Below are 6,336 nucleotides of genomic sequence, written 5' to 3'. Positions count from 1 at the left end.
GGCTCTACGTCGAGCAGGTGCTGGTGCCGACGCTGAAGCCCGGCGATATCGTCATCATGGACAATCTCGGCAGCCACAAGGGCAAGGCGGTGCGCCGGGCGATCCGCGCCGCCGGCGCCAAGCTCTTGTTCCTGCCCAAATACTCCCCCGACCTCAATCCCATCGAGCAGCTCTTCGCCAAGCTGAAGCACCTGCTGCGCAAAGCCGGCCAGCGCACCAGAGACGCCGTCTGCTCCGCCATCGGCCAGATCCTCTCCACCATCTCCGCCGACGAATGCAGCAACTACCTCGTCAACTCAGGATATGGACGATCCTAATCTCATCCCGCTCTAGAACCTCTGAGAAAGGAAGGATGCCATTTCAGCCTTTGACCGCGCCCCCGGCCATGCCTTCGATGAAGCGCCGTTGCAGGAGGACGAACAGCACCACGATGGGCAGCACGATGATCAGCGCCGCAGCCATGATCTCCTCCCAGTCTGCCGTGTACTGGCCTGACAGAAGGAAGACGGAGACGACTGCGGTGACGCGGTCCGCCTTTTGCAGGAAGGTCGTGGCGATGAGGAACTCGTTCCACGAATAGAGCCCGATGATCAACGCGACGGTCAGGATGCCGGGCGAGACGATAGGCAGCATGACCTTGGTGAAGACCTGCCAATGGCTCGCGCCGTCGATCAGGGCCGATTCCTCCAGTTCCTTGGGAACGGCGAGGAAATAGGTCCTGAGCAGCATGATCGCGAAGGGGGAGTAGAGGGCGGTGTAGATCAGCGAAACCGCGAGGATGTTGTTGATGAGTCCCAGCTTGGCAAAGCCGAAATAGAGCGGGAACAGAAACAGCTGGATCGGTGCCGTGGTGGTGCCGAGCAGGTAGAAGGTGATAATCTTCCAGGACTTGATTTTGCGCCGCGCCAACACGTAGGCCGTCAGCGAACCCGTGGTGCAGACCAGGACGATGGTCGAGGCAGCCAGCATGGCGGAGTTCAACATCGTGCGGCCGAAGCGGGCATCCTGCCAGGCGCGGGTGAAGTTGTCCCAACGGATGGTGTCAGGCAGCGTCAGGGGATTCTGGACGATCTGCGCGGCGGGCTTCAAAGCGTTGAGCACCAGGAGCGCGATCGGGAACAGGGTGATCGCCAGCAGGATCGCGAGCGCAGTGTAGGTGAGATACAGCGTGACCTTGCTTTCGACGAGCCTCATTGCTGGAACTCCTTGGCCTGAGCTCGGATGTAGACAGCCGTGGCCGCCAGACCGAACAGGCTGATGACGATCGAGACCGCGGCCGCTTTGCCAACGGCAAGGTCGTAGAAAGCGCTGCGATAGGCGAGCGTCGACAGCACCTCGCTCGAAAAGGCAGGCCCCCCCTGGGTGAGGATGTAGACAAAGTCGAAGACCAGGAACGACCAGATCACCGTCATGATCATCATCAGCGTGATCGTCGGGCGGATGCCAGGCAGAAGCACGTACCGCATCATCTGCCAGAAGCTGGCACCTTCGATCCGCGCGGCCTCGATCTGCTCATGGGGAACCTGGCGGAGCGCCGCGAAGAAGATGACGCAGAGAAAGCCCCACCAGTGCCACAGGTCCACGGTGGCAATGCCAAAAAGCGCGGTGGAAGGCTGGGTGAGGGGGTCGAGCGTCTGGAATCCCGTCCGCTGCAGCAGGCCGTTGACGCCGGAGACGGGGCTGTAGATCATGCCCTGCCAGACGCGCGCCAGGATCGCCGTCGCGATGACCATGGGAAGGAAGTAGATGACTTGGAAGACCATGCTGCCGCGGCGGACCACGAGCAGCATGGTCGCCGCCACCAGGCCGATGGCGATCGGCACGACGAGAAAAATAGCAGTCCAGATCAGGTTGTTGCCGAGCGCCGTCCAGAAGACATGATCAACCCAAAGCGCTTGGAAGTTCTGCAGCCCGACGAACGCCGGGGTGGTGATCCCGTCCCAGCGGAAGAAGGCCAACGCCATGGTCAGCAGCGCGGGCACGAGGATGATGACGGCGTTGATGATCAACGTCGGAACGACATAGAGCTTGTGCATGCTACTCCTTCGCGAACGGAACGGCAGATCCCACCGTTCCGTCCTCCGGTTCGCCTCAGCGCGCGGGAATGGCGGGAACCTTGCCCTCTTCCAATTCCTGCTTGAAAGTCCGGTCCAGCTCCGCGAGGTAATCATCGATCGAGCGGCGGCCGAGCCAAACCTCCTAGATACCGTTGACGAGGAAGGCGTCGGTTGCCGGCGGCAGGAAGGTCCAGGTCGTATAGCCGTAGTGGTTGTTGGCGACCGAGGTTGCCAGGCCCTTCATCGTATCGGTGTAGAGCGGCTGGACGTTCTTCACCTCTATGCTGGCCAAGTCTGCGATCGGCATATTCCATTCGCCCTGCCAGAGCTCATTCATCTTGGCATAGGCATCATCGGAAAAAATGTAGTTGATCGCAGCAGCCGCGCCATCGGGGTTGTTCGCATCGGCGGCGATCGAGAAGGTGGATCCGACACCCAGCGCGTAAACCGGGTCGCCAATGTCATCGGCGCTCGGGAACCCGACGAAGCCGGCCTCTGCGTTGTTCTGCGGGAAGTAGGTGTTGATCCGCTGGAACTGCCATGTTCCGGTCGGCATCATGCCCGCCTGACCCGATGCCATCTGGGCGAAGGCCTGCTCGTCGGAGAGCGAGAAGTAGTTCGGTCCGAAGTAGCCCTTCTGCCACCAATCGTTCAGCTTGGTGATGGCCTTGACGAAGGGCTCGGCTGTCCATGGCATCTCCCCCTTGAGAGCCTTGTAGACGTTGTCCGGGCCGGCGATAGAGTTGAGCACCAGCGAGACATAGTGCTCGTTGGCCGGACGCCAGTTGGCGTTTCCGGAGGCGAACGGCACAATGTTCTCGGCCAGCATGGCGTCGGAGACGGCTTCGAGCTCCGCGATCGTCGTCGGCACCTCCCAGCCATGCTCCTTGAACAGGGTCTTGTTGTAAAACAGGCCGAGCGTCTCGTAGGTCTTGGGGAGCGCGTAGAGCTTGCCCTCGTATTTGCCCATCTCGAGGAAGACGGGCAGTATCCGATCCTGCCAACCGAACTGCTTGGCATAATCGTCGAGCGGCATGAGCTGTCCCGCCCGGGCCATCGGTGCGACGTAGGATGGGCCGGCCGAATACACGATATCGGGCCCGTTGCCCGACAACAGCGCGACGCGCATCTGCTTGTCGAGCTCGCTGCCGCGATAGTCGATCGTTAGCTGATAGTCCGACTGGCTCGCGTTGAACGGATCGATGATGCCCTGGGTGATGGCGCGCTGCTGCTCAGGGTTTGCGGATTCGTACCACCAAGTCACCGGGGTCTGCGCGATCGCCGCGAAGGGCAGGGCGGTGCTTGCCATCAGGCCGAGCCCAACCGAAAGGAAAATGCGTCTGTTCATGAATCTCCTCCGAAAATCAAAAAGAATGATCGCCTAGACCGACTCTCTCTTGATGAGCTGGTACGGCATTTCATGCGCCACTCCAGCGCCCTGCCTGTCTCCGCTGAGGCGTTCAAGGAGGATCGCCGCAGCCTTTTCGCCGAGTTTGTCCTGGAATTGAGAGACAGTACTCAGGGCTGGCGAGACGAGGCTCGCCGGCGGAATGTCGTCGAAACCGACGACGGCGACGTCACCAGGAACATTCAGGCCGTGCTGCCGCAGCGCCTGCATGACGCCGATTGCCATCAGATCATTCGCTGCGAAGATGGCGGTCGGTTCGAAGTCGCTGACGAGTATCCGCTCAGCAGCACGATATCCGCCGCTCTCGCTGAAGGCTTCGTCGACGACGACGAGCGAAGGAAGACCGGCCTGCGACAGACGCTCAAGATAGGCCTCGACGCGAACGCGTTGCGGTCCACCGGAGCCAGCAATCATCGCGATGCGGCGGTGTCCAGCCTCCATCAGGTAGTTCACGACCGAAATGCTGGCGGCCTTGCTGTCGATGAAGATGTCGTCGATCGCAATTGGGCCACCGGCCTTCTTGGACGATTCGATGCGCACCACGGGAATACCCGCATCCAAAGCTTCGGAGAAATCCTGAGCTCGCAGGTTAAAGAACACTCCAACGAGACCGTCGACCCGTCCCTCGCGAGCCCAGCGCAAAAAGTGGCGCTCCCGTTCCTCCAGTCCATCCGTATTGACCGTGATGACGTCGTAATCGTGGTCCTGCGCGATAGCCTGCACGCCGCGCACCAGGCTCGGGTAAAACGGGTTTGTGATGTCTGGAACGATGCAGGCGATGGTCAGCGTCCGCCGCGTTTTCAGGGCCTGAGCGAAGCGGTTCGGCGCATAGCCAAGCTCTTTCGCGACCGCATGGATCCGCCGCACGGTGTCTGCTGAAATGGCAGGCGTGCTGGTCCCGCTCAACACCATAGAGACAGCGGCCTGTGAAACTCCGGCCTTGATCGCGACATCTTTCTGAGTGGGGCGAGTTCGCATGGCTGTCCAACTTATACGAATTACTGATACGTATAAATTCGCATTTTCGCTGTCAAGGCGGGTCATCAAGGCTTGCGGCAATAGCACAGTTGCAGAGTGTGGGTGCCAGTCATCATGCTGGTTGGCGCTGATTGCCCAGCGATCCTGGCGGACGCCGCTATGTACGGGGCTTCGGGCAGTCAGGTGCAAACGCCTGCGGAGACGCCATTAGCGGTTGCTCACGATTGCTTGAGATTCGACGCAATCTCTCGAAGGCCAGCACGATGGTACGGTGCAAGGTTCGCTCGTGGGCTGCGGTGATCTTCTGCTTGCAGCGTAGCAGACGGCCATCATCAGAGTTCTGCCGCTGACCGACCAGGGAGACTGGGATCGATAGAGGGAGTTGCTCCCAAAGCCCTTGGCCGCGCGGCTGGTACGCTGTTTCACCAAGAAGGGGCCGCCGCGCGAGCCTCGCGCGCGCTTGCCGCAGTGCCTGGAGTCGAAAGCGGCCCCACGAAAAGGCATCACGGACTCCCGGACAAAGCCAACAAGCCACGAAGATGCCTTCCATTAGCTTGGCGATGGTGAAGCCGTGCCGGAAGCTTGCAAGTCGCTGTGCTTCCGTTGGGTGAGCGGCAATGGAGCTTCTCGCGAGCTGTCGCGTCACACCAACCGAAGTCGGCATTGCGAAGAGGGGCGCAATCTTCCAGCGCCGATCGAGTCATCTTCGGGCGCCGATTGGACGGATTACGCGCCGCGCTATACCACAACATCCGAGCGCCACGGGTCAATACACCAAAGTTGCATAAGATAGATTATGGAACATAAAAGGCAGCAACGACACTGGATTGCCGGTTCGTACAATGCCTTGATATCTCTAGCTATTTGAACGCTTCGATCGCCCTTGAATGCCGCCCGCCGTATTCGACCGTCGGAGGCCGTATGACCAAGCTCGCCGCGCGTCGGACACAAGGATGATGGTCGCACTGCATCAAGACAACACAGCAAGGCATTGAAGTTGCATACAAAATTGGTGTTGCTCCGGGCTGATCCGAGTGATTGAACGTGCTTGCGATCAGCTTCGTGCCGCTTCCTCATCGATTTCGATGACCAATCCGTCGAAGGCAGGCCGAACATGCGGCGGCAGCTCGCGGCAGAGAGTCTGGTAGTCGAGCGGCGTGTGCATATGGGTCAGCGTCGCGCTGCCGACGTCGAGTTTCTCGATCCATCGCAGCGCTTCATCGACGGAAAGATGGCTGGGATGATGCCGGTACTGGAGCGCGTCGATGATGAGATGGCGACAGCCACTGATCGCCGCGATGGCGCTCGGGAGGAAATCGCTGACGTCGCTGCAGTAGCAAACGTCGCCGATACGGAAGCCCAGCGAACGGATGTCGCCGTGGACCTGCTCGAACGGAAGCAGCTCGATCGGTCCGCCGGCGCCGGTCACGGTGAACGGCTGGCCGGGCTCGATCGGTATGCGCTCGGCGATCGGCGGATAGTGACTGCCCTCGGGCGTCATGAAACAATAGCCGAAGGCCTGCATCACACGGGAGAACGTCGCCGTGTCGCAATAGACCGGAACACGGGCTTTCTGCGCCTGCGTGTAGCTGCGGATATCGTCGATGCCGTGGATATGATCGGCATGGGCATGGGTCAGCACCAGCGCGTCGAGGTGCGAAACGCCGGCGTTCAGCATCTGCTGGTGAAAGTCGGGCCCGCAATCGATGACGACCGACGTTTTGCCGTCCGGGCCGACGCGCTCGACCAGTGCCGCCGCCCTGAGACGGCGGTTCTTGGGTTCGAGAGGGTCGCATGCGCCCCATTCGCCGGTTGGTCGCGGTACGCCCGGCGACGACGAACAGCCGAGAATGACGAGCCTTTGCCCTTCGCCGCGGGCGGTCCTGGACACTT

6 protein-coding genes are annotated in these 6,336 nt (G+C 60.8%); 1 reads left to right on the top strand and 5 read right to left on the bottom strand.

The genetic code is table 11. The features are described from left to right. A partial coding sequence (locus B5D38_RS02065; RefSeq protein WP_131829848.1) for a transposase occupies positions 1 to 317 on the top strand: 317 nt, incomplete at its 5' end. 43 nt (positions 318 to 360) lie between these two features. Here the strand turns inward: B5D38_RS02065 and B5D38_RS02060 are convergent. The 5 genes from B5D38_RS02060 to B5D38_RS02040 all read right to left on the bottom strand — a co-directional run bounded on the left by B5D38_RS02060 (position 361) and on the right by B5D38_RS02040 (position 6,334). Then, positions 361 to 1,194 (bottom strand): carbohydrate ABC transporter permease, encoded by an 834-nt coding sequence (locus tag B5D38_RS02060; protein WP_078706676.1) that lies wholly within the window; start codon positions 1,192 to 1,194, stop codon positions 361 to 363. Further along, positions 1,191 to 2,036, bottom strand: a complete 846-nt coding sequence (locus tag B5D38_RS02055; RefSeq protein WP_078706675.1) for a carbohydrate ABC transporter permease — start codon at positions 2,034 to 2,036, stop codon at positions 1,191 to 1,193. Before B5D38_RS02055 ends, B5D38_RS02060 begins: the two co-directional genes overlap by 4 nt. Positions 2,037 to 2,199: 163 nt before the next feature. Continuing rightward, a complete protein-coding gene (locus B5D38_RS02050; protein WP_245318724.1) occupies positions 2,200 to 3,405 on the bottom strand; it encodes an ABC transporter substrate-binding protein in 1,206 nt (401 codons plus the stop codon). 33 nt (positions 3,406 to 3,438) lie between these two features. Further along, positions 3,439 to 4,443, bottom strand: coding sequence for a LacI family DNA-binding transcriptional regulator (locus tag B5D38_RS02045; RefSeq protein ID WP_078706674.1), 1,005 nt, complete (start codon positions 4,441 to 4,443; stop codon positions 3,439 to 3,441). A gap of 1,054 nt (positions 4,444 to 5,497) precedes the next feature. Then, positions 5,498 to 6,334: an MBL fold metallo-hydrolase gene (locus B5D38_RS02040; RefSeq protein ID WP_078706723.1), complete on the bottom strand. Its 837-nt coding sequence runs from the start codon at positions 6,332 to 6,334 to the stop codon at positions 5,498 to 5,500. Positions 6,335 to 6,336 lie beyond the last annotated feature (2 nt).

Origin of the sequence: Consotaella salsifontis, from assembly GCF_900167365.1 — a bacterium.
Classification (GTDB): Bacteria; Pseudomonadota; Alphaproteobacteria; order Rhizobiales; family Rhizobiaceae; genus Consotaella; species Consotaella salsifontis.
This window is presented reverse-complemented; position numbering and strand designations above follow the sequence as displayed.

Bases quoted from the DNA above. Each gene is read 5' to 3' on its own strand.
- B5D38_RS02060 (WP_078706676.1), bottom strand. From the start codon at position 1,194: ATGAGGCTCGTCGAAAGCAAGGTCACGCTGTATCTCACCTACACTGCG.
- B5D38_RS02055 (WP_078706675.1), bottom strand. From the start codon at position 2,036: ATGCACAAGCTCTATGTCGTTCCGACGTTGATCATCAACGCCGTCATC.
- B5D38_RS02050 (WP_245318724.1), bottom strand. From the start codon at position 3,405: ATGAACAGACGCATTTTCCTTTCGGTTGGGCTCGGCCTGATGGCAAGC.
- B5D38_RS02045 (WP_078706674.1), bottom strand. From the start codon at position 4,443: ATGCGAACTCGCCCCACTCAGAAAGATGTCGCGATCAAGGCCGGAGTT.